The sequence below is a fragment of the Tsuneonella sp. HG249 genome, assembly GCF_053819205.1.
Map to the genome: position 1 here is coordinate 117501 of NZ_JBSOQY010000002.1, position 21552 is coordinate 139052.

General features: G+C 66.7%; 14 protein-coding genes (1 of these 14 cut by a window edge). 5 read left to right on the forward strand and 9 right to left on the reverse strand.

Annotated features, from left to right (window positions below):
- Positions 1-691, reverse strand: partial view of an S-(hydroxymethyl)glutathione dehydrogenase/class III alcohol dehydrogenase gene (locus ACWPM1_RS12715; RefSeq protein ID WP_455695274.1) — the 5' portion only. Its footprint begins 422 nt before the window's first position; only the first 691 of its 1113 coding nucleotides appear in the window; it begins with the start codon at positions 689-691; its stop codon lies off the left edge, out of view.
- A 133-nt stretch (positions 692-824) separates the two neighbouring features.
- On the opposite strand from ACWPM1_RS12715, the gene ACWPM1_RS12720 reads away from it, so the two are divergent.
- The 4 genes from ACWPM1_RS12720 (at position 825) to ACWPM1_RS12735 (ending at position 5328) form a co-directional block, all read left to right on the forward strand.
- The gene (locus tag ACWPM1_RS12720) at positions 825-1721 is read left to right on the forward strand and encodes a LysR family transcriptional regulator (RefSeq protein ID WP_455695275.1); all 897 of its coding nucleotides are present in this window, start codon (positions 825-827) and stop codon (positions 1719-1721) included.
- A gap of 69 nt (positions 1722-1790) precedes the next feature.
- Positions 1791-2825 carry an N-acetyltransferase DgcN gene (gene dgcN / locus ACWPM1_RS12725; RefSeq protein WP_455695320.1) on the forward strand — a complete coding sequence of 345 codons (1035 nt, stop codon included), beginning with the start codon at positions 1791-1793 and terminating at the stop codon, positions 2823-2825.
- Complete coding sequence (dgcA, locus tag ACWPM1_RS12730) at positions 2783-3766, forward strand: N-acetyl-D-Glu racemase DgcA (RefSeq protein WP_455695276.1); 984 nt, start codon at positions 2783-2785, stop codon at positions 3764-3766. The genes dgcN and dgcA overlap by 43 nt, the downstream gene beginning before the upstream one ends.
- Positions 3763-5328 (forward strand): N-acyl-D-amino-acid deacylase family protein, encoded by a 1566-nt coding sequence (locus tag ACWPM1_RS12735; RefSeq protein ID WP_455695277.1) that lies wholly within the window; start codon positions 3763-3765, stop codon positions 5326-5328. Before dgcA ends, ACWPM1_RS12735 begins: the two co-directional genes overlap by 4 nt.
- On the opposite strand, the gene ACWPM1_RS12740 is transcribed toward ACWPM1_RS12735, so the two are convergent.
- Together ACWPM1_RS12740 and ACWPM1_RS12745 are read right to left on the reverse strand one after the other, a co-directional pair.
- Positions 5322-7139: an amidohydrolase family protein gene (locus ACWPM1_RS12740; protein WP_455695278.1), complete on the reverse strand. Its 1818-nt coding sequence runs from the start codon at positions 7137-7139 to the stop codon at positions 5322-5324. The genes ACWPM1_RS12735 and ACWPM1_RS12740 overlap by 7 nt on opposite strands.
- A gap of 14 nt (positions 7140-7153) precedes the next feature.
- Entirely contained in the window at positions 7154-9079 is a 1926-nt protein-coding gene (locus ACWPM1_RS12745; RefSeq protein WP_455695279.1) for a S9 family peptidase, read from the reverse strand.
- A 363-nt stretch (positions 9080-9442) separates the two neighbouring features.
- Here ACWPM1_RS12745 and dacB point away from each other — a divergent pair, with 363 nt between their 5' ends.
- On the forward strand, positions 9443-10879 hold the full coding sequence (dacB, locus tag ACWPM1_RS12750; protein WP_455695280.1) for a D-alanyl-D-alanine carboxypeptidase/D-alanyl-D-alanine endopeptidase: 1437 nt from the start codon (positions 9443-9445) through the stop codon (positions 10877-10879).
- Here dacB and ACWPM1_RS12755 read toward each other — a convergent pair.
- The 6 genes from ACWPM1_RS12755 to ACWPM1_RS12780 form a co-directional block, all read right to left on the reverse strand.
- A complete protein-coding gene (locus tag ACWPM1_RS12755; protein ID WP_455695281.1) occupies positions 10872-11885 on the reverse strand; it encodes a serine hydrolase domain-containing protein in 1014 nt (337 codons plus the stop codon). The two genes, dacB and ACWPM1_RS12755, sit on opposite strands and share 8 nt — an antisense overlap.
- Positions 11882-13381 (reverse strand): permease, encoded by a 1500-nt coding sequence (locus ACWPM1_RS12760; protein WP_455695282.1) that lies wholly within the window; start codon positions 13379-13381, stop codon positions 11882-11884. The genes ACWPM1_RS12755 and ACWPM1_RS12760 overlap by 4 nt, the downstream gene beginning before the upstream one ends.
- A gap of 61 nt (positions 13382-13442) precedes the next feature.
- Positions 13443-16448 (reverse strand): TonB-dependent receptor plug domain-containing protein, encoded by a 3006-nt coding sequence (locus tag ACWPM1_RS12765; protein WP_455695283.1) that lies wholly within the window; start codon positions 16446-16448, stop codon positions 13443-13445.
- A 138-nt stretch (positions 16449-16586) separates the two neighbouring features.
- On the reverse strand, positions 16587-17876 hold the full coding sequence (locus ACWPM1_RS12770) for a sugar MFS transporter (protein WP_455695284.1): 1290 nt from the start codon (positions 17874-17876) through the stop codon (positions 16587-16589).
- Positions 17877-17925: 49 nt separating this feature from the next.
- On the reverse strand, positions 17926-20295 hold the full coding sequence (locus ACWPM1_RS12775) for a glycoside hydrolase family 3 N-terminal domain-containing protein (protein WP_455695285.1): 2370 nt from the start codon (positions 20293-20295) through the stop codon (positions 17926-17928).
- Between the two features lie 75 nt (positions 20296-20370).
- Entirely contained in the window at positions 20371-21546 is a 1176-nt protein-coding gene (locus tag ACWPM1_RS12780) for an MFS transporter (protein WP_455695286.1), read from the reverse strand.
- Positions 21547-21552: the final 6 nt, after the last annotated feature.

Consider the following 21552-nt stretch of genomic DNA (forward strand, 5'->3'; position numbering starts at 1 on the left):
CGAACTGCCGCCCCCATCCCTCACGGTCGGGATTGATGTCGATGCCGACGATCTTTCCGGCGCCGGCGAGCCTCGCGCCCTGGATGACGTTGAGGCCGATTCCGCCGAGACCGAACACGACGACGTTGTCGCCGCGCGCCACCTTCGCCGTGTTGAGCACGGCTCCCACGCCGGTGGTCACCCCGCAGCCGATATAGCAGCTGGATTGGAACGGCGCGTCCTCACGGATTTTCGCCACCGCGATCTCGGGCAGCACGGTGAAGTTCGAGAACGTCGAGCAGCCCATGTAGTGGAAGATCGGCTGTCCCTTGTAAGAGAACCGGCTGGTCCCGTCGGGCATCACGCCCTTGCCTTGCGTCGCGCGGATCGCGGTGCACAGGTTGGTCTTGCCGCTGAGGCAGCTTTTGCACTGGCCGCATTCAGGCGTGTATAGCGGAATCACGTGGTCGCCCGGCTTCACCGAGGTCACGCCCGCGCCCACCTCGCGCACCACCCCGGCGCCCTCGTGCCCCAGCACGCTAGGAAACAGACCCTCGCTGTCGAGCCCGTCGAGCGTATAGGCATCGGTGTGGCAAATGCCGGTTGCCATGATCTCGACCAGCACCTCGCCAGCTCTCGGCCCTTCGAGTTCCAATTCGACGATCTCGAGCGGTTGCTTGGCTTCAAAAGCGACGGCGGCGCGGGTCTTCATGGCAAACCTCTCAAGTGGTGGTTGCCGCGGTCACTTGACCAATCCGCTTCCCGCAGCAAGCCTCTCCGTCCGCAGCTGTGCGGATCGGCAAACAGGCGTGGCGCCCGGCGAGCGTCGCAGGTAACGACATGCCATGAACCTGCGCCATATCGAGGTATTCCACGCGGTCTACGTCAACGGCTCGGTCAGTGCCGCGGCACGGATGCTCAATGTGTCACAGCCGTCTGTGTCCAAAGTGCTTCGCCATGCCGAATCGCTGCTCGGCTTTCCGCTCTTCCACCGGACTGCCGGAAGGCTGGTTCCGACGGAAGATGCGCACACCTTGTTCGGCGAGGTCTCCGAGATCCAGGATCGGGTCTATGCCCTGCGGGAGGCGAGCCGGAACCTCAAGCGGGGAGGGGGATCGTTGCTGCGCATTTCGGCGTTGCCATCGATCGCGCTCGACGTCCTGCCGGCAACCGTGGCGCAGTTCCTGCGCAAGCACCAGGACACGCGGTTCGACCTGCAGACCGTCCACCACGCCGATCTCCTTCGCAAGCTTTACGAGCGCGAGACCGATCTCGCGGTTGCCTACGAAGTTCCGCAAGGAGCGCCGCTGGGGCGGCATTGGCTCGGGGCCGGTGAACTCGTCGTTCTCTACCGCGAGACGGACATGCCTGACGCGCCCGCAAGGATCGGGCTCGAGGAGCTCGTTGGCCGGCCGCTGGTCAGCCTTGCCGGCAGCGGACCGATCGGCGTGCTGTTTAGCGCCGAGGTCCAGCGGCTGGGCATCGAGCTCGACGAGGTGGTGTCGGCACGCACCTTCCACATCGCCACCGCCCTAGTGCGGATGGGGGTGGGCATGACGGTCGTAGACAACCTCACCGCGCGTGCGTCGCTCGCGCCCGGATTGGCCATGCGCCCGCTGAAATCCCGGCTCACCTTCGATATCCACGCGATGTACCTGCAGGATCGTCCGCCTCCTGCGCTGGCAACCGCGTTCCTGAAAACCCTGGCCGGCACGATCGAGATGCTGTCCCGTCCGGCATAACGGCGAGTTATGCCGCGCCGCGCGGTTTCAGCCTCCCCGCGCGCTTCGCCCAGCGTTACGGGTGTGGCCGTGATCGAAGCACCGTTCCTCCTTTATCTGGGCAGCAGCACCGATCCCGTCGGGATCAAGACATCGCGCGGGCTGGCCGAATTCCGCCGTGCCGACTGCGTCGGAGAGTTCCGCCACGACGACTGCCCTCTAACGCTCGGTTTGCCGCGCGTTACGATCGAGGAAGGCGCCGCCGCCGGCGCCAGGACCCTGGTGTTGGGCATCGCCAATCCGGGCGGAACGATGGATCCCCAGTTGGTCGAGGACGCTCGCGAGGCGCTTCGGGCGGGGCTCCATGTCGCTTCCGGCCTGCACCAGCGGCTGCGGGACATTCCCGGACTGGTCGCGCTTGCCGCCGAGAAGGGCTTGCGGCTCATCGACGTGCGCGATCCCCCGGCTGACCTGATGGTCGGCAACGGGCGGCCGCGCGCCGGCCATCGGGTGCTCACCGTCGGTACCGATTGCTCGGTCGGTAAGATGTACACCTCGCTCGCGCTGGTCGAAGGGCTCCGCGCGCGCGGTTTGCGCGCCGATTTCCGCGCAACCGGGCAGACCGGCATCTTGATTGCGGGTGACGGCGTACCCCTCGACGCGGTGGTGGCCGATTTCATCTCGGGCGCGATCGAGATGCTGACACCCGCGCGCGACGACGACGGGTGGGATGTCGTCGAAGGCCAGGGATCGCTGTTTCACCCCTCGTTCGCCGGCGTTTCCACGGGCTTGCTGCATGGCGCGCAGCCCGAAGTGCTGGTGCTGTGCCACGATCCGGCGCGACCGGAGATGCGCGGGCTGCCCGGCCGGCGCCTGCCCGGGCTCGCCGAGTGCCTTGCCGCCAATCTGCAGGTCGCGCGCTTGACGAGCCCCAATGTCCGGGCTGCCGGCGCCTGTCTCAACACCTCGACCCTCCCGGAAGACGAGGCGAAAGCCTTGTGCGCCCAGACCGCGCACATGCTCGGGCTCCCGTGCACGGATCCCCACCGTTTCGGCGTCGAGCCGATCCTCGAGCGCATTCTATGGCCCGAACGCTCCGCGCGCGTCACGACCGCTTCGCGCTGAGCCGGCCGTTTCGCATCTCGCGCGGGGTGAAGACCGCGGCGGATGTGGTGACGGTGGATATCGCGCAGGGCGAGGTCGTCGGGCGCGGCGAGGGGGTGCCTTATCCGCGCTACGGCGAAAGCATCGAAGGCTCTCTCGGACGCATCGAGGCGCTCCGCGCAGCCATCGAAAGCGGTGCCGGCCGTCAAGACTTGCTGACGCTGCTCGAACCGGGCGCAGCGCGCAACGCGCTCGACGGAGCCTTGTGGGATCTCGAGGCGAAGCTGGCAGGCCGCTCCGTGGCCACGCTGATCGGCGCGCCTGAGCCCGGTCCTGTTGCGACCGCGCTTACCGTGGTGATCGATACCCCGGGGGCCATGGCGCGGGAGGCGGCAGCGATGGCCACGGCCCCGCTGATCAAGGTGAAGGTGGACGCAAACGACCCGGCCGCCGCGATTCGCGCGGTGCGCACCGCCGCGCCGGCGGCCGCGCTGATCGTCGATCCCAATGAAAGCTGGGACGAGGCTACCGTTCGCCGCGTGATGCCGGTCCTCGCCGAATGCGGTGTCGATGTGCTCGAGCAGCCCTGTCCGGCTGAGGAGGACGGCTGGCTTGCCGGGTACGACCGGCCCGTCCCCATCTGCGCGGACGAGTCAGTGCACACCGTAGCCGAGCTCGACACTGTGGCGGCGCGCTACGATGCGATCAACGTGAAGCTCGACAAGACCGGCGGCCTTACCGCAGCGCTGGAACTGGCGTCGGCGGCGCGTGCGCGGGGTCTGGGGCTGATGAGCGGGTGCATGGTGTGCTCGTCGCTCGGCATCGCGCCGGCCCTCCACATCGCGCGGATGGCCGACTGGGCCGATCTTGACGGACCGCTTTGGCTTGCCGAGGATCGCGCGGGCGGAGTGCGCGCGGAGAATGGCATGATGTATTCGCCCGAGAAGGGGTTCTGGGGATGAGGAGGGTGGCGGCGGCGCTGCTGCCGGCGCTGCTCGCTTCGTGCGCCACCCCGTCGGTGGTGCCGGCCGAGGTCGACCTCGTCATTCGCGGGGGGACCATCTACCCGGGCGGCGGCGATCCGGTTACCGGCGATGTCGCTATCGCAGGGGATCGCATCGTTGCGATGGGCCCATCCCTCGCGGTCAACGCGGCGCGCACGATCGACGCCCGGGGGATGGTCGTCGCGCCGGGCTTCATCGATCCGCACACGCACATGGCTAGCTGGCTGACGTCCGACGACGCCCGGCGCCGGCTGGTCGAGCCTTTCCTGTTGCAAGGGGTGACGACCGCCTTCGTCGGCAACGACGGCGGTGGTCCGATCGAGGTCGGTGAGCAGCTCGCGAGCGCGCGCAGCAAGACGGTGGGCGTCAACTACGCCGCGTTCACCGGGTTCGGTTCGATCCGACAGGCGGTGGTGGGCGAGGCGCGCCGGTCACCGACCACGGAAGAGCTAGCGCGCGAGGAGGCTCTGGTACGCACCGCGATGTGCGAAGGGGCGCTGGGGCTTTCGACCGGGCTGTTCTATGCGCCGCAGAGCTTCTCGGAGACGAGCGAGGTCGTCGCGCTGGCGAAAGTCGCGGGTGAGATGGGCGGGGTCTATGACACCCATTTGCGTGACGAGGCGAACTATACGGTGGGATTGGCCGCGGCGGTCGACGAGGCGATTGCGGTAGCCCGCGACGCGCGCATCCCGGTGCACATCTCGCATATCAAGGCGCTGGGGGTGGACCTGCACGGATCCGCTCCTGCAATTGTCGCGAAGATCGCGGCGGCGCGCGCCGCCGGGCTCGACGTGACCGCGGGCCAGTATCCCTGGAATGCCAGCGGCACGAGCCTCGTCGCCGCGCTGGTGCCTCTGTGGGCGCAGGACGGTGGCCGAGCGGCGATGCTGGCACGATTCGACGACCCGGCGCTCGCCGATCGCCTGCGAGGGGAGATCGCCGAGAACATGCGCCGGCGCGGCGGGGCTGGCAGCCTGCTGATCGTCGAAGACAAGTGGAAGGGGCGCCGCCTCGACGAGCTGGCGCGTGAGTTCGGCACCGACCCGGTTTCCGCGGCGATGATCGCTATCCGCGAGGCGGATTCGTCCACCATCAGCTTCAACATGGCCGAAAGCGACATCGAGGCTTTCATGCGCCAGCCGTGGACGATGACCGACAGCGATGCTTCCACGGCCCACCCGCGCATCTACGGGAGCTTCGCGCGCAAGTACGCGGTCTACGTGAAGGAGCGGAAAGTGCTGAGCCTGCGCGCGTTCGTCGACCGCAGCTCGGCACTCACCGCGGACTGGTTCGGCTTGGCCGACCGTGGCCGGCTCCGCCCCGGGTCATTCGCCGACGTCGTTGTGTTCGATCCGGCGAGCTACGCCGCGCGCGCGACCTATGAGAAGTTCGACGAGACGGCAATCGGCGTGCGGGCGGTGATCGTGAACGGCGAACTCGCGGTCGAGGATGGACGGCTCACGGGCGCCGCCGCCGGCCGAGCGCTGGCCAAGGCGCCACCTGCGGGCAAATGTCAGTAGAAGCGCACGTCGCCGAGCTCGAGCGTGGCGGTACCACCGGTCTCGCCCGATAGCTGGATCCGCAACGCGCGTAGCTGGGTAAGGTCAAGCCGCTCGCCCGGATCGCGGCTTTTGAATAAGGCGAAAGGCAGGCGGAGGCGGGTCGGCTTGTCGCCCGCCGCGAAAGGCGCGGCGAACGAATCCCGCCCCTCGACGCCGTAGCTTTCGAGCACCAGCCGATAATTCCCGATGCCTTTCGCCGTAAGCTCGACGCCGGTGAACTTGCTGGCATCGGCGACCAGAACAGGCCCGCGCGTCAGGGGCAATACCCATTGGACGAAGGGCAGCGGCGCGGCGCCCATCCGGGCGGCAAGGAAAGTCCGCGCGTCCTTCTCGTCGCGATGCGCGACGAGATGCGAGTGGTCGATACCGGGATCGGTGCTCGCGACGGGGAGCGTACCCAGGTCGGTGCGCCCGTCCGCGCGCGCACCGGTCATCACCGCGCCGGGCATGACGACCGCGGGCAGGGGGGTCATTCCCGGATTGTCGCGCAACACACGCAAGGCGGCGAGCGGCGCCTCGCGCCCCGCGACCCACACGCGCTTGGCGTTCCACAGGTCGTCGATGCGCTTGTCCGGCTGGCCGTCGACCAGCACGAGGTCCGCCCGCATGCCTGGCCGGATCGTCCCGTGCGTGTCGTCCTGGCCGATGATTGCCGCACTGGTCTGCGTGGCGGCCACCAGCGCTTCGGCGGGCTTGAACCCGACGCGGGTCAGCCAGATGGTTTCGCGTACCGCGGAACTGCCGTGGTACGTGCCGCCGATCCCGGCGTCGGTTCCCACACCGATCGGTATCTTCGCCTTCTTCAGGCGCCGGATGTTTTCCCGCAGCACCGCCCAGCGCCTGGCGTTGTAGGGCGCCGTCTCCTCGCGCCCCGCTACCTGCATCGCGGCCTCACGCGCGCGTTCTCCTGGGTTGAGGAGAGCTGCCTCGCCGCGCGCCAGCACGCGGGCTTCCTTTGGCTCGTACACCGCCATCGTGGCTATGTAGGCGGTGCCGCTGCGGCGCATCAGGTCGATCAGATCGCCGTCCACCACCGCGTCCCCGATCCCGTGCGCTAGTGCGTCCACCCCCGCGGCGGCGGCCACCTTGGCACCTGCGACAGTGACCGTGTGAGTAACGACGGGTTTGCCGGCCTTGTGCGCGTCGGCGACGATCGCCGAGAGCGTTTCGCGGTTCATGCTCATCAGGTCGGGGTCGCGGCCATAGCGCCAGCCGTCGGTGAAGACCTTGATGAGATCGGGATCGTACGACAGCGCCAGCGGTGTCGCCTGGTGGGCGGCGCGCGGCGTGTCGGTCTCGAGCGTCATGAACGGGCCCCAACCGGCCTCGGTGCCGTGCCCCCCGTTCACCCCGAAGCGAACCGCATGATTGAGGTTCGGCGCCCAGAATCCGTGCTGCCCGACGAGTTCGCGGATCGGCGCGATCATCTCGCCCGAAACCGAGAAGTCGTCGATCGTCGTGACCCCCGCCAGCAGGTAACCCGCCCAGGCTTTGGCCATGTCCTCCGGGCCTTCGTAGGCAGGCGAGCGGATATGGGTGTGGAGGTCGTGGAGCCCGGGAATGAGCGTCTTGCCGCGCCCATCGACCCGTTGCGCGCCTGCGGGTGCCGGCACGTCGGCGGCCACCGCAACGATGCGTTCGTCCTCCACCAGCACGTCGGCCACCCGTGCGGGCGCGCCGGTACCGTCGAATACTCGCGCCCCTTCGATCAGTATCCGATCCTGCGCAGGGGCGACTCCTGCCCAGGCAAGCGCCAGCAGCGCCGCCAAGCACGCCATCGTTCTCATCGTCCGGCTTCTCCCAACCGGCGGCCCAGGAAGTCCGCGCTGGCCTGCAATGCGGTGACCCAATCGTCGTGGCGCAGAAACGTGTGCCGCTCGTTGGGAAAAACAAGCTCTTCGAACGGAATCCCCTTGGCCGAAAGTTCGCGCGCAAGCAGCACCGACTGGGAGAACGGCACGTTACGGTCGTCGTCTCCGTGGACCAGCAGCACCGGCGAGCGCCACGCGTCGAGCGCGGCAAGCGGCGAACTGTCCCACTGCAATTGCCGCGCCGCTTCCTGTTCGCTGGGCGAAAGCCCCGCGGCGGGGGTGCGCAACATGTCGTGCACGCCGTGAAAATCGACCCCGGCGGCAAACAGCTCACTATCCCGGGCCAGCGCCAGCGCGGCGAGATAGCCGCCCCAACTGCCGCCCCAGATGCCAATGCGCCCGGCGTCGACGCCTGGCTGCTTGGCGAGCCACTTTCCGCCGGCGAGAATATCGAGATATTCAGACGCCCCTTCGCGGCCGGTCTTCGGCGCGTCGCGAAAGGCAAGGCCATAGCCGGTGCCGCTGCGGTAGTTGACGGACAGCACGGTAAAGCCCTGCGCGGCAAGATGCTGATTCATCGAATAGGCGTTCGAATAGTATCCGCTCGGGTGATAGCCGGTCATCATCTGCCGCCGCGGCCCGCCGTGGGCGAAGATCACCGCAGGTCGCGGTCCGGGCCCGCGCCCTTCGAACAACTGGCCGTGAACCCGCGTGCCGTCGGCGGCGGTGAAGGTGACGGCCCGCGGTTCGACGCCGCCCTCCAGTACCGCCGTAGGGCCGAGCGACGGACCGCCGGCCAGACGGACATGCGCGGGACGGATGGTATCGCTGGCGATCACCGCGACCGCGCCGCCCGCGATCGCCGGATAGCTCTCGATGCCTGCGTCGCCGGTCACGCGCCGCGCCGCTTGGCCGGGGGCGGCGCGCCAGAGCTGGTGGCGCTCCGGGTCCTCGACATTAGCGACGAAAAGCAGCGATCGGCGGTCGGCATCCAGCAGGAAGGTTTCGACCTCGAACTCGCCGGGTGTAAGCTCGCGCGCCTCGCCGCCGCCGGCCGGGATTTCGTAGACGTGCAGCCAACCGTTGCGCTCCCACGGGAACAGCAGCCGGCCGTCCGCGGCCCAGTAAAGGTTCTGCTGCCGCGTGCCGGCGTATCGCCCGCCGGCGGAAGCCGGGGCCCGCCAGACCGTGCGGCTCCTTCCGCTCGCAACATCGGCCACGTCGATCGACCAGTACGAGGCCTTGCCGCCGTCCTGGTTACGCGCCGGCGGTTCGCGAAAGCGGATCAGCGCCACCTGACTGCCATCGGGCGAGAAAGTGGGATCGGCGGCAATCGACAGTCCGGGAGCAAGGTAGCGCACGCGGTCTCCGTCGAGGTCGAGGACGCCGGCGAACGCGCGGTCGTCGCGGTCGTCGATGAACAACAGGCGCTTGCTGTCGGGCGAAAGCTCGAGATTGGTCGGCATGCCCGAAAGCTCGGCAATCCGCCGTGCGGTGCGGCCGGGTCGGCCCTGCATGATGGCGCCCCTGCGCGCGAACAGGACGCTCCCGTCCGGCCCGAACAGCGGCGAATGGCCCTCGCCGATGAAGCGGGGGTTGCCCGCGCCGAGATCGAGCAGGAGGACTTCTTGCGCGGGCGGATCGGCGAGCGCCGAGGCGTTGGGGAGCGACGAATTGGCCCATTCGCCATCGCCGCCGCGGACGAACACGATCTGGCGGCCATCGCGGCTCAGCGCGAGGTCGCTGATCTCGATCCCGTCGTCCTTGCCATGGCTCCACACCGCCCGGGCCGGCTCGGTCGGACCGCCGACCCAGATCGTCTCCACCCCCGCCTCGCTCACCACCCAGGCAAAGCGCGGCGCATCCTTTGCCCCCACCAGTGATGTTGCACGTGGCATTGCAAGGGCGGCGGCCAGGTCGTCAGCCGAAGCGGCGCGCGCGGGCGCTGCGATTGCCAAGAGGCACATGGCCAGCATCGCCAGCCAATGCGTCAGGGATATCGAGGGGAGCGAAAAACGCGCTGTCCTACAGCCACCGGCCTGTGTCATGTCGGCTTTATGCGCTCCCGTAACTACCGTCTCCGCCCCTGCATCACGCACTCGTCGCAACCGGCGAAAATTTGTCACTTGAACAGTGTGCCAACTGTTTCAAGTCCTACAGCGAGAGCGGACTTTGGCCGCGCCGAGCGGGGCCCGCAAGCCGCGAATGCGCGGGGGCTATGGCGCGGGCAAGGGTTGGCATGCGCCGCGCGCGGACTGACATTGCTCCTGGCGGCGCTCGCCGCACCGGCGCTGGCGCAGGAAGCCGCTACGGTCGATCCCGCGGCCATTCTCGCCGAGGCCGGACCGGGCACCCGCTGGGGGCTGGTGGCGGTGGACGATACCGGTCGGGAGGTTATCGCGATCGATCCCGACAACCGCTTCATCCCCGCTTCGAACACCAAGATATTCACCACCGCCGCGACGATGTGGGCGATGTCGAAAGGCGAGTTGCCCGAAGCTGGCAACGGCGGTGCGCGCGTGCGCCTGGAGCCCGACGCGCGCGCGCGCGAGCGAAAAGTGGTCCTGGAAGGCCGGGGGGACGCGCGCATGTCCGCCGCCTCCGATTGCGTAACCAACTGCCTGGCGGCGCTCGCCGACGCGGTCGCCGCGAAGACCCGCTCGGTGGGCGACGTGATCGGCGACGACACCCTGTTTCCCGATCAGCGGTGGAGCCCGGGCATGAGCTGGAACAACATTCCGACCGACTCGGGCACCGGCATCTCGGCCCTGACGGTCGACGACAATGAGATCGTCGCGACCGTCGCCCCTGGCGAGGAGGGCGCGGCCCCCAAGGTGGCGTTGCCGACCTACTACACGCTGGAGAACCATGCCCGCACCGTCGCGGGCGACCAAGTCGACCTCGAGTTCGACCGCGCGCCGAACGGCAGGGTGCTCGTGCTTAGCGGGACCATCGGCGCGGCGGCACAGCCCCAGACGCTACAACTCGGCGTTGACGATCCGGCGCACTACGCCGCGTGGCGGCTCGCCGAGATGCTCCGCGCGAGAGGAGTGAAGGTGAAAGGCAAGGTCGTCTCCCGGCATCGCCCGCTATTGCCGATCGACGACCCGAAGAAGCGCGATCCCGCCGCCAGGCTGATCGCGCCGGACGTCCCCGCGCTTGCCGCGCTGACCCCAGGTCCGCTGGCCGACGACGTCCGAGTGGTCAACAAGGTGAGCCAGAACCTCCATGCTGAGCTACTGCTTCACAGGCTCGGCCTGATCCGCGGCACCGGTTCGCTCGCCGACGGGCATGCCGTGGTGCGTGCGATGCTCGACGAAGCCGGAGTCCCGATCCACGCGGTCAGTCTATCTGACGGCTCGGGAATGTCGACCTACAACCGCGTGAGCCCGGGCGGCATGACCAAGCTGCTCGGCTGGATCGCGCGCCAGCCGTGGGGAGCGGCCTGGCGGGAGACGCTCCCTGTCGGCGGCAAGGATGGGACCCTGGCGAGGCGCTTCGGCGGCGGCACCGCGCTCGACGGGAAGCTCACCGCCAAGACCGGCACGCTGAATGCGACGAACGCGCTTGCCGGTTACCTGACGGCGGCGAGCGGCAGGACACTGACCTTCGCGATTTATGCCAACGATGTGCCCGAGGACGTTAGGGCGACGCAGTTCATGGACCGCGCGTTGCTCGCGCTGGCGGCTGCTAACTGAGCCTATCGAACGCCGCGATAACCGCGTCGCCGGTGGCGGGGCGGAGGTCGAAGATGGTCATCGCTTCGGCGCTGTGGCGAGTCGGGTGGATGCGGTTGGTGAGCAGCGTCCAGCCCAATCCCCGCTCGAAATCAAGCCATAGGCCGGTTCCGGTGAAGCCGGTGTGACCGATCGTCTCGTCAGAGCAAGCGTCCCCGCCGGGCCAGCCGGCAAAGCGGCGCTCCCAGCCACAAGTTCGATCCCCGTTCTGTCGCTCGCGCATCGCCGAGAGCGCGGCGGGAGAGACCCCGCTGCCATCGAGCAGGCCTTGCGCGAAGTCGAGCACACCGTCGACCGTACCGAACAGCCCCGCGTGCCCCGGCGCGCCGCCTAAGGCAAAGGCGTTCTCGTCGTGCACCTCGCCATTCATCACCCGTCCGCGCCAGGTGCATCGTTCGGTCGCAACCGCCGGGCCCGGGGGCGGACCCCACGCCAACCCTTCACCAAGACGCCACTCCCCGCCAAGCCGTTCGATGGCGATGCCGAGAAGGATGAAGTTGATGTCGGAATACACCGCCGGGCCTCGCGGCCACTCCCGCTGCAGCACGTAAGCGCGCAGCCGCTGAGGATCGTCGCCCAAGGTGTAGAGCGGCTCGACCGCCGGGAGGAAGGTTTGATGCGCCAGGCAGTCGCGGAACGTGACGCGCCGCTCGGCCGCGCCTGCCACGTCGTACTGCCGCAAATCCGGTATGGCGTCGGTCAACGGACGGTCGAGGTCGAGCCGCCCCTCATCCGCGAGCGCGAGGATCATCGGCATCGTGGCGACGACCTTGGTCAACGAGGCAAGGTCGAACCAGTGCGCGCGGGTGAGATCCTCGTGCCCGGGGTCAATTGCCGCGTAGCCGGCGATGCGCACCGCCCGCTCACCCGACGCGGTCACCAGCCCCAGTGTCGCACCCGGAATCTCCCCCGTTTCGACGGCCTCAGCCGCCGGAATGAAAGCGCGCTCGACAACCGGCTCGATCATGCGTCGTCAGGCTCACGCGGGACGAGGCGAGTCACGAACGGCAGCAGCACGACTGCCGAGAGTGTGACCGCGCCGGTCAGGAGGAAAAAGCCATCATAGCCGATGACCTTCTCCAGCGTGCCCGAAGCGCCGGCGAGCAGCCTCGCAAGCAGGAACGCGAAGCCGGAAAGAAGCGCATACTGCGCGGCAGGATAGCGCGGGTTCACCAGCATCGACAGGTAGACCACGAACACTGTGCCCGCGAGCCCGTTGCCGAACTGGTCGAGAGCTACGGCCGCGAACAGCGCCCAGCCTTCGACCGGGGCACTCCACAGCCACACGTATATCCAGTTGCCCATGGCGGCGATGATCGCGCCCGCGGCTAAAGCGCGGCCGAGCGGCCACTTTGCCGACATCCACCCGCCGAGCGCCACTCCGAGCATGCTCGCGGGAAGCGCCACGAACCCGTCGGCCACCCCGATCTGGTCGAGAGAGAAGCCGCGTGCATTCCACATCGGGTGCGACAACGTCAGCGCGAGGACATCGCCGACACGGTACAGCGAGACGAACACCAGCACGGCCAGTGTCGCGTAACCGAAGCGCCAGAAGAAATCGATATACGGCCCCAGCGTCGGCGATCGCCGTAGCGAAGCCTCAGGGCCCATGCGGCGGATACGGGGAAGCGCGAAAGCCAGCGCGACGAAGGGTGCCATGCAGATCGCGAGCACGAACGGAGTCACGTTGCTGTCGGAATCGAGACCGGCCGAGCCGGCCGCGCCCAGCAGGAGCCAACCGGTGGCAGCGGCGGCGAGAGTTACGGCGGCGGCGATAAAGACGCTGGCGGTCACGCCGTTGATCAGGGCCGAACTGCGAGGCGCCGTGGCGTTGGGCTCGCCTCGCATCGCCGCCAGAATAGGGAAAGGCAGGAAGGCCGCGACGGCGATCGCAAGATAGGCCCAGGTCCAGTCCGCGCGGGCGGCGACGAACGCGGCGCCGCTTCCGGCAGCAACCATGGCGCTGCGATAACCCCACAAGTTCGCCGCGACGAGCGGACCTTGCTCGGCCTGCGTCGGAGCCAGCTCGATTCGCCAACCGTCGGCCGCAATTTCGAGGGTGGTCGTCCAGAACGCCAGGGTCACGGCAAAAAGCGCCGTGAGCGGCAGGCTCCGGTCGTCGGCGGTGAACGCCATGCCGAGCATCGCGGTGAAGATGCCGAGCTGGGCCAGCATGATCCACCCGCGGCGCTTTCCCCAGAAGCGGGTGAAGCCCGGGATCGCGTACCGTTCGAGCAACGGCGCCCAGACGAACTTGAAGGTCGGCAGGAGGGCGGCCCAGGCGAAGAACCCGACAACGGCGATGTCGACCCCGTGCTGCGCCAGCCGGAGCAACAGCACCGCATTGAACATGTAGAACGGCAGCCCTGCCGAAAAACCGAGCAGGAGGTAGAGCGCTTGCAGCCGGCGGGCCGATCCGAAACCCCGCGCCCTGGTCGCTGATTCAGGTCTCGCTGCGCTCACGAGGGTGGCGTAGCAGATCGGGCGGGCGACGCGAGCCGTCTCGCGCCGCCCGTTCCCGTGTTTAACGCAGCTTCAAGCGAACGCCGACGCGGTAAGCGCGGCCGAGTAGGTCGCTGTAGGTGCTATTCGCGGCAAGGCCGGTTTCCGGCAGCACGATCGGATCGGCATCGAACAGGTTGGTTACATTGACAAAGAACTCGCCATTCTTGCCGCCGAACGCATCAAACTTGAACGTCGCGTTGAGGTCGACATAGGTTACCCCATCGATGCTGTTGTCCTCATATGTCGGGAACTGGTTGGTCGAGATCGGGCAGCTGCTCGCGCACTCGACACCAGTGGCGTCATAGCGCCCGCTGCTCACTCCGCGGCCCACCGCAGTCAGGGTGTAATCTTCGGTGTCGTACGCGGCGCTCACACGGTAAATCCACTTCGGGACAATCGACTGAGTGCCTGTGCCCACTCCAAGCGTCCCCACCGAATTGAGCGAGGCAAACCCTGTCACACCGGTGTCGATCGTGTTCTCGATGTAGCGCGTTGCGAGACCGCGGATCGAGAAGTTGCCGCCCGCAAGCTGGGTGCGGTATGCCGCCTCGAAATCGACGCCCCGGATGAGAAGCGACAGGAAGTTGAACGGTTGACGGCTGATCAGCACGCGCGACGGGTTCGCCGGATCGGGGGTGATCGCTGCGCAATACTCCGCAACGCCTTCGAAACAGCGGTTGACGATGTCGTCGGCACTCAGGCTGTCGATCGCATCCTGGACCTTGACCCGCCAGTAGTCGGCGGAAAGGCTCAGGCCGGGAAGGAAGCGCGGTGTCAGGACACCGCCGAAGCTGTACGAATCCGCCTTCTCGGGGCGCAGATTGGGGTTGCCGGTGACGGTGCCCAGATACGACAGGTTTGCGCCATAAACGCCGGTACCCGGGCCGGGATTGTTCTGCCCGGCGACGAAGTACGGGTTGGTGACAGTAGACGTGTTCGCGGTGCCTGCCTGAAACAGTTCGTTCAGGTTTGGCGCGCGAATGTCGCGAGAACGGTTGGCGCGCAACAAGAAGTCGTCGATCGGTTGCCAGGTCGCGCCGAGCTTCCAGGTCGTAACGTAGCCCGAGGTCGAGTAATCCGTCCCGCGGACCGCACCATTGAACTCGAGGCCGAAGCCTAGCGGAATGACCGTTTCGAGGTAGGCTTCCTTGACGTTGTAGCTACCTTTGCTCGGTCGGTAGTTGCCTACCGACCACACGCTTCGCGTGGTGCCGTCCGCATTAAAGATGGGTTGGAATTCGGCCGGAACGAAGCCGTCGATCTCTTCCTTGCGATACTCGGCCCCCACGGCGATGCTGACGTCGCCTGCCCAGGTCGCGAAAGGTGTTAGCGCAAGGTTCGCGCCGACGACCGTTTGCTCCAGAAACTGGTCGCGGAATGGATCGCCGAGGACGTAGTCGACCGCCTCCGCAGAAGACACGCCGAGGCCTAAAAGGTTGAGGGGACGACAGGCTGCATCGTTGTTCGTTGCGACCCCATCGACATTGATGCGGCACTGGATCGATCCGACCGGCAGGCCGCTTTCATTGCCGACGGGCGCGAAGACCGCGTCGATCGCGGCGTTGCGACGGTCGGTTTGCTGAATGTTGATGAGCTGCTCGTGCAGGTCCGCGCGGCCGTATTGGCCGTAGATGTCCCATTGCGCGGAGCGGCCGAAGGCTTCGAAATCGCCCTCTGCCCCGATTACGTAGCGTTCAATCTTACGCTCGTTGTTCGTGCCGCGACCAGGTAGATCCGCGGCAGTCGTCGCCAAGGTGACCGTGTTACGTCCCGCCAAGGCTGCCGAACCCAGCGTCTGGTAGAGAAACGCATTGCACGAGATCGGCGCAGTCGCTGCGGCACCACAACCTGATGCACGGATCGAAAGGCCGGTCATCAGGTTTGGCCCAGCGTTGAACAGGGTCTCCTGCCTGTTGTACGAAGCCTCCGCGAAAAGACGCACACCGTCGGTTACGTCGAAGCTGAAGCGCCCGAAGAGGCCCCAGCGATCTTCATCCGGACTGATGCCGATGCGGCGTCCCGAATCGTTGACTCGCCAGTCGCCGCCCTGATTGAGTGACGGGGTCGAGGAACAGGCCGGCGCCGGGAAAACCAGCTGCCCGTATTGATATTGGTTGATCGATCCGCCGGGGCCGAAATAGGTTCCGCACAGGGGGGTGCCACCCGAAGAGCCGGTTATCAGGCCGCCCGGCGTGGAGTTGGCGGCGCCGATCATGGTCCGGAAGAGATACCGGGGCACGGTGGCGTTCGCAGACCATGCAGGGTTCTGGATCCGCAAGAAGCCGGTGTGGTTCCACCCTCGCTCTTCGGGATCGACGTAGAAAACGCCGTCCGTATGGGCGATCTCGCCCGCAACGATCAGGCGCGCACGACCGTCAGCGAACGAGATCCCGCCCGTAATGGCGCCCGAATAGTTGAACCCATCGCCTCGGTCGGTGACGCCGGCGTCGGCCTCGAGTTTAAGCCCCTCGTATTCGTTATTGAGGATGAAGTTGGTGACACCCGCGACCGCGTCCGAACCGTAGGCGGCTGACGCGCCCCCCGTGACCACCTCGACTCGCTGGACTAGCGACTGCGGGATCGTGTTGACGTCGACGATGCCGTTCGCTGTCGAGCCGACCGAGCGGCGGCCGTTGACCAGCACCAGGGTACGGACAGTGCCAAGGCTGCGGAGGTTGAGTGCGTTGATGCCGGCCTGTCCGTTGCTCAGTTCGAGGCGCGAGTTCGAAGGCCGTATCGAGGCTGCAAGCGCCGGAAGCTGATTGACGAAGTCGGCGATGTTATTCGTCGGCGAGGAGTTCTCGATGTCCTCTTCGGTCAGAACTTGCACCGGCGTCGGCGCCTCGAAACCATCGCGAACCACGCGGGTGCCGGTGACGACGATGTCGTCCTCGCCCTCGGCCTCATCGGCGGCGATGGGCGCGGTGGGGAGCGTATCTTGCGCGGCGGCGCCAGTGCTAATCAAGAGCGCGGCGCCGGCGGTGCCAGACAGCAAAAACAGCTTCAAGTTCGCGGAAAGCGACATCAGAAATCCCCCATAGACGCGTCGTCTCTGTCGCATCCATAAGGAGCAGTCAGGGGACAGGCGCAATATTTTCTGTTTGTCCGCTCATAACCTTGCAGCAATTGGAAGGGCTGTGCGACATTCTTGACACGATCCGCTTCAGGCAGGTCGACGGGCGTAGAACCCGAAGCCCGCGATGACCGCGTAGCACAGGGCTGGGAGCGTCAGCGCCGCCGCAAGGCCGATCTCGTCCGCCAGCGCGCCATAGATGGCGGGGATCACCGCGCCGCCAGCGATGGCGACGTTGATGATGCCCGAGCCGTCCGCGGCGCGGGGACCGAGCTTCTCGCAGGCGAGCGAAAAGATGGTCGGGAACATGATCGAGTTCATCAAGCCGACGGCGAGGAGCGAATAGCCGGCCACCTCGCCCGTGGAATTGGCCGAGATCGCAATGAGAGCGATTGCGCCGGCAGAAACGGAGGCGAGCAACAAGCCCGGGCTGACCACCCGGAGCAGTCCCGAACCTATGAAGCGGCCGATGAGGGCGCCACCCCAGTAGAGCGAGATAAGCTTGCCGGCGTCCTGCTCGGGAATGTTCAGCACGTGGTCTTGCATCAGGAAGTTGACGATGAAGCTGCCGATAGCAACCTCGGCACCCACGTAGAGGAAGATGCACAGCGCTCCGTAGCCGAACCGGGGTCGGCCGAGCAGATTGAGACCTTCGGCGAGGCTGGTCTCTTCGTGGCGTTCTCCCTTCAAGCGGTTGCGGAACATCCAGACGACCGCCGCGACAACCGCCAGTGCGGCAGCGAGGCCGAGGTAACCGTTCACGATCGCCTGGCTTTCGGCGGTGCGATAAGCGTCGAGCTCTGCGCCCGACAACTGGGCCGCCGTTACGGTGGCGAGGCTGCCGAGGATCAGGATGGCGCCGAAGTAGGGAAAGATGGTCGTCCCGAGCGAATTGAACGCCTGGGCGAAGGTCAACCGGCTATGCGTGGTGCGTGCCGGGCCGAGCACACTGATGAGCGGATTGGCGACGATCTGGACCAGCACCACGCCGGTGGCGAGGATGAAATAGGCAAAGAGGAACACCCCGAAGACGGCCGATTGGCTTGCCGGGATGAAAAGCAGGCAGCCCGCCATCATCGTCAGCAAACCGGCGACTGCGCCGCGCATGTAGCCGATGCGCTTGACGAGGCGCGCTCCCGGAATGCCAACCACGGCGTAGGCGATGAAGAAGCAGAACTGGACCAGACTCGCTTCGAAATACGATAGCGTGAACAGTTCCTTCAGCTTGGGAATGATCACGTCGTTCAGCGATGTGATCCCTCCGAAGATGAAGAACAGTGCGAAGACGAAATAATTGAGGCCGGGCGCGTCGACGGGCGGCGCGTCGCTCTCGATCGGATTGGGATCGGTGCTTGTCGAGACCTCGGGTGCCAATGCCATCTTCGTTACTCCCTGTGCAGGCTTCTTGGCGGCCCGCGAGATTGATGTCCTAGAACGAGCAGTTGGCGCCGGCCGGCATGACCTGGCGCGAAATACTCCCGATTTGCAGGTTCATCGGTCCTTCCGACCGGATGGCAATCGAGTCGCCCAGTCGAGCTGCGCATGCGTCGGTCACGATCATTTCGCGCCAGCCTTTCCCCGCGCTGACTTTGAGTTGAGCCGTGATGTCGGTCGTGTTGCCACCGGTGATAAGCTTCACGGGGGCCGTGGGCGCGGAAGGCAGAGAGTAGGCGATCTTGTACGCGCCGGACCCACCGCGCGGCTGAGCGAGCGTCAGTGTTGCGCCGGGTGCAAAGACGATCTCGCGCGCATCCTCCTGGCGCAAGCGATCGATGCCGCGGGCAGTAATGCCACCTGCCGAGCCGCGGAAGTTTGCGAGGGGCTTGTCATCCCCGGTAGCGAGAATGTCGGTAGCCAGCCGACCATCGGCAAACCAGACAGCGGACGGTCCGCTCCCAAGGTAGTCGCAATCCTCGTCGAGCCGCGCAAGCGGACGCTTCTCGTCTGCCGACAATCCATAGCCCACGGGAAAAAGCGCCCCGTCGGGTCCATTGACCGGGTTCCCACCGCACGCCGCGGGCCAGCTATACGACAAGCGGCCGGTGGCCGGCACTTTGCCGAAGAGGACATCGGCCACGCCCGCGCCTTCCCCGCCGGGAAGCCACGACGCGACGAAGGCATCGGCGGCGTTGAATTCGCGGTTCATCCACAACGGGCGTCCCGAAAGCAGTACGGCAACCGTGCGAACTCCAGACGCCTTGAACTTGCGAAGCAAGGCAAGCCCCTCCTCGTCGGCGAGGACCGCGGTTTTGCGGTCGCCTTCGAACTCGGCGTACGGCGGCTCGCCGAAGACCACGATTGCGACGTCGGGTTTGGTCGAGAACGTGCCGTCGGGAGAAAGGATCGCGCCGCCTCCGGCAGCCTCCGCGACGCCCTGCCAGATGGAAGTTGCACCGTGGAAGTGCTTCTCGTTGGTGAGCTCGAGCCCGCCCTGCCACGTGAGCGTCCAGCCACCGGCCGCCTGGGCTATGCGGTCAGCCGCCGCTCCAGCGACAAGGACCCTGGCTCCGCGCGCAAGCGGAAGCACGCCATCATTCTTGAGCAGGACCTGCGACTTGGCCACCGCTTCGCGCGCGAGCGCTCGATGCGCTGGCGATCCGAGCAGTTCGAACTTTCCTCCGTGCAAGCGCGCAGAGGGTCGCTTGGCATCTGCATCGAGCAGCCCCGCGTGCAGCTTCATCGTCAGTACGCGCGAGACCGCCTGGTCGAGCCGGGCTTGCGGAATCGTGCCGTCGCGGACTTGGCGCACGAGATTTGCATGCAGCGCCTTCCAGTCGTCCGGCACCATGTACATGTCGAGCCCGGCCAACAGCGACTGCGGGCAGTCGTCCACTTTGCACCCGGCGACCTGGCCATGCCCATTCCAATCGCCGACGACGAGCCCTTCGAAGCCGAACTCGCGGCGCAACAGGCCGGTCAACAGCGGCTGGTTGCCATGCATCTTGGTGCCGTTGATCGAATTGAAGCTCGCCATGATCGCTTCGACCCCAGAGGCAATGGCCGCCGGATAGGGCTTTGCGTGGAGTGCTTTCAAAGCCGCGATTTCGCCGGTAACTTCTCCCTGGTCGACGCCCTGGGCGGTTCCGCCGTCGCCGAAGAAGTGCTTCGCCGTTGCGATGACGTGGCCCGCCGGGATCCGCGCGCGGGGGCCCCGATGGCCCTGGAGGCCCTCGATCAGTGCAGCGCCCAATGGAGCGACGATCGCGGGGTCCTCGGAATAGCTTTCGTAGGTACGACCCCACCGGTCGTCTTGTGCGACTGCAACGGTCGGAGAGAAGTTCCAGTCAATACCGGTGGCGGCGATCTCGGCGGCGGTGGCTGCGCCGATACGGCGAAGGAGATCGGCATCGCGCGTGGCACCCAAGCCGATGTTGTGGGGGAAGATAGTCGCGCCCACGACATTGGTGTGTCCGTGAACCGCGTCGGTGCCCCAGATGGAGGGGATTACCGGCTCACCGGCCGGCAACGGGGCAGTCGAAGCATCCCACATTTCGTCGGCGAGCCTGAGCCATTCCGATGCGGGCGCGAACTCGTCGCCGTATGGGCCGCCGTTGCCGCCGTTGAGATAGCTCCCGAAACGATACCGCTTCATGTCTGCGGCGGTGAACGAGTTGATCTGCGGCTGAATTAGCTGCGCGACCTTGCGCTCGAGGCTCATGCGAGAGACGAGATCGGCCACCCGCGCTTCGTCGCTCAGCGTCGCGGCGGTGGTGGCTGGCGCGGGCGCCGGATCCAGTCCGTTGGTCGCGCAGCCCGCAAGAAAAGTCGCGCACGCGACGGCCGCCCATCCAACCCGCATCCTACCCTCGTCCCATAGTCATGTGAACGTTCTCATAGTGGCATGGGTGTGTCGTGAGCGCAAGCTATCCTGCGTTTATTTCGAGAGACGTGCGGGAACCAGGGCGGCCGACAGTGCGGCGAGCGCAGCCAGCAGAAAGAACAGACCCGAATAGCCGAACGCCGGCACCAGCATGAGCGCAAGGGCGGGCATGATCATCGATGGTGCAGTATTGGTGAGGTTGAACAGGCCGAGGTCGCGGCCCCGGCGCTCCGGACGAGGAAGAATGCGCAAGGTCTGCGCTGAGTGAAGCGCCAGGAAGATCGAGCTTGCCATGCCGAACATCGCGTAGGCCACGATCGCCCCCGCCGTATCCTTGGCAAGCGCCATCGCGGCCAGGGCCAAGGCCGAGACCGCAGCGCAGTAGACGAGCGGTTTGAGCGGGCGGTCGTGCCGGTCGCCCCAACGGCCGACCGCGAGGCCCAGAGGCGCAGACACCGCCAGTACCGCGCCGAAGATCAGCGCCGTTCGATTGGCGCCCAATGAAGGATCGATAGCGCGAAACCACAAGTATAGGAACGCGAAAAGCGCGGCCTCCGCAACCTGAAGCGCCAGCCGCGCAAGCCACATTCTGGCGACCACCACCCGCCCGCGAGGTTCGCCCTGCGCGCCCGACTTATGCTGTGCCTCGTCAGCGGGTCGTCCCCGGGGGGCGAGAATGATTACGGGGACGACGCAGACGGCGACCATCGCCGCGACCGTTGCCGGGCGCATCTCGGCGCTCGCCAGGCCTGGCCAGGTGACCAGCGCGCCGCTCGCCGCTCCGACGGCGGGAGCGAAAGCGAGGAACCCGCCCAGCAGGCCCTTGTTGCCGTCGGGCACAACGTCTCCCGCCAGCGCGGCGAGGGGGGCAAGCATCATGTTGAGGGCGAGCTGCCAAGCCGCGATCAACACGAGCAGGGCGGTGAACGACGTCACCCACGGGAACAGCGCCAGCAGCGCGCAAGACAGCACGAGACCGAGGGCGATCCAGCCTCGGCGGTTGCGGGTAATGTCGCTCGCGTAGCCGAACAGAATGTGGCCGATGCTGGCGGTAATCGCGCCGCAGAAGGCGAGCGCCGACAGCCAATCGACCGCGCGGTCCGGCCCCGCAAGCGCGGCAATCCGCTCCGGCAGCAGGAGGGTGAGGAACGGCGTATAGGCGATCGATCCACCCGCCCAGGCCAGCGCATAGAGTGCAATGAAGCGCTCGATCCGGCCTGGAGCAGCCACTTTAGT